Genomic DNA, 2,458 nt, shown 5'->3' on the forward strand with positions numbered 1-2,458 from the left:
GCCTTGCAGCGCCTGGCGGGCCTGGCCGCGATGGCGCCCGTGCGAGCGGTACAGGTGCTCGGCGCGGAGGACCGGCCGGGCGCCGCCGAATGGATCCGCGACCCCAAGGACCACCTGCAGGGCGCCTGCCACGTGTTCGGCCACGCCTGGGCGCTGCTGCGGCCGGACAGCTACGTGGCCGCCACGGGCGAGAGCGTCGATGCGACGCTGGTGCATGCCGTGGGCAAGGCGCTGGGCACGGCGCTGGAGGAGGAAACCGCATGAGGACGCAGCTCAATTTCCAGGACGCCGACGCCTTCTACGAGCAGCTGCTGGACGCCCACGAGGACCTGAGCGCCGAGGAATCCGCCAAGCTCAACGCGCGGCTGATCCTGATCCTGGCGAACCAGGTGGGGGATGCGAAGGTGTTGAAGGAGTGCGTGGAAGCGGCGAAGGCATTTCCCGCCTGATCCGTGGAACATGACGGGGACTCTTAAAATCCCCCGGTGAGCACCGAACAACCCGGCCTGAACAGCCTCTCCAAGTCCTTCGAGCCCGCCGCCATCGAGGCCCGCTGGGGCCCGCTGTGGGAACAGCGCGGCTACGCCCGGGCAGGCTATCGCGGCAGCGGCGCGCCCCAGGAAGGCGCGCCTTCCTTCGCCATCCAGCTGCCGCCCCCGAACGTGACCGGCACCCTGCACATGGGGCACGCGTTCAACCAGACCATCATGGACAGCCTGGCGCGCTACCACCGCATGCGCGGCTTCAACACGCTGTGGGTGCCCGGCACGGACCACGCCGGCATCGCCACCCAGATCGTGGTGGAGCGCCAGCTGCAGGAGCAGGGCCTGAGCCGGCACGACCTCGGCCGCCCCGCCTTCGTGCAGAAGGTCTGGGAATGGAAGGAGCGCTCGGGCAACACCATCACCACGCAGATGCGCCGCATGGGCGACAGCGTGGACTGGTCGCACGAGTACTTCACGATGGACGAGAAGCTCTCGAAGGTCGTCACCGACACCTTCGTGCAGCTTTACGAGCAGGGCCTGATCTACCGCGGCAAGCGGCTGGTGAACTGGGACCCCGAGCTCAAGACCGCCGTGTCCGACCTGGAAGTGGAGAGCGAGGAGGAAGAAGGCTTCCTCTGGCACATCCGCTACGAGCTGTCCGACGGCTCCGGCCACCTGACCGTGGCCACCACCCGCCCCGAGACCATGCTGGGCGACGTGGCCGTGATGGTCCACCCCGAAGACGAGCGCTACCGGCACCTGGTCGGCAAGACGGTGCGGCTGCCGCTGTGCAACCGCGAGATCCCGGTGATCGCCGACGACTACGTCGACCGCGAGTTCGGCACTGGCGTGGTGAAGGTCACGCCCGCCCACGATCCCAACGACTACCTGGTGGGCCAGCGCCACCAGCTGCCGCTGATCGGCGTGCTGACGCTGGACGCCAGGATCAACGACAACGCGCCGGCCGCCTACCGCGGCATGGACCGCTTCGCGGCCCGCAAGCAGGTGGTGGCCGACCTGGAGGCCCAGGGCCTGCTGGCGGAGACGAAGAAGCACAAGCTGATGGTGCCGCGCTGCGCCCGCACCGGCCAGATCGTGGAGCCGATGCTCACCGACCAGTGGTTCGTCGCGATGACCAAGGTGAGCGACCAGGATCCCACCGGCAAGTCGATCGCGCAGAAGGCCATCGACGCCGTGCAGAGCGGCGCCGTGCGCTTCGTGCCGGAAAACTGGGTCAATACCTACAACCAGTGGATGAACAACATCCAGGACTGGTGCATCTCGCGCCAGCTCTGGTGGGGCCACCAGATCCCCGCCTGGTACGACGAGGACGGGAAGGTCTACGTCGGCCGGTCCGAAGCCGAGATCCGGGAAAAGAACAAGATCACTTCGGCATTGCGCCGGGATCCCGACGTCCTCGACACCTGGTTCTCGTCCGCCCTCGTGCCCTTCTCGTCGCTCGGCTGGCCGGAAAAGACGAAGGACCTCGCGACGTTCCTTCCCTCCTCGGTGCTGGTGACCGGCTTCGACATCATCTTCTTCTGGGTCGCCCGGATGGTGATGATGACCCTGCACTTCACGGGCAAGGTGCCCTTCCGGCACGTGTACATCAACGCCATCGTGCGCGACGCCGAGGGCGAGAAGATGTCGAAGTCGAAGGGCAACACCCTCGACCCGCTGGACCTGATCGATGGAATTTCCCATCCCGAATTGCTCAGGAAATCGACCATCGGGCTGCTGCGCGCCGAGCACAAGGCGAAGATCGAGTCGTACGTGAAGTCGCACTTCCCGAAGGGCATCCCGGCCTTCGGCGCCGACGCGCTGCGCTTCACCTTCGCCTCGCTCGCCAGCTTCTCGCGCACGCTCAACTTCGACCTCGGCCGCTGCGAGGGCTACCGCAACTTCTGCAACAAGCTCTGGAACGCCACGCGCTTCGTGCTGATGAACGTCGAGGGCAAGGACCTCGGCGAGCC

General features: G+C 66.9%; 2 protein-coding genes and 1 pseudogene. All 3 read left to right on the forward strand.

Annotated elements, in window-relative coordinates; all coding sequences use genetic code 11:
- A pseudogene (locus VFM98_RS08545) lies at positions 1–264 on the forward strand (FAD-binding monooxygenase); the annotation flags it as partial.
- Positions 261–449 carry a DUF2783 domain-containing protein gene (locus VFM98_RS08550; protein ID WP_325109488.1) on the forward strand — a complete coding sequence of 63 codons (189 nt, stop codon included), beginning with the start codon at positions 261–263 and terminating at the stop codon, positions 447–449. The pseudogene VFM98_RS08545 and the gene VFM98_RS08550, both read left to right, overlap by 4 nt.
- A 36-nt stretch (positions 450–485) precedes the next feature.
- The coding region (locus tag VFM98_RS08555) for a valine--tRNA ligase (RefSeq protein ID WP_325109489.1) at positions 486–2,458 on the forward strand (1,973 nt) is incomplete at its 3' end.

The organism is Ramlibacter sp. (genome assembly GCF_035706265.1).
In the GTDB taxonomy this organism is placed as follows: Bacteria; Pseudomonadota; Gammaproteobacteria; order Burkholderiales; family Burkholderiaceae_C; genus Ramlibacter.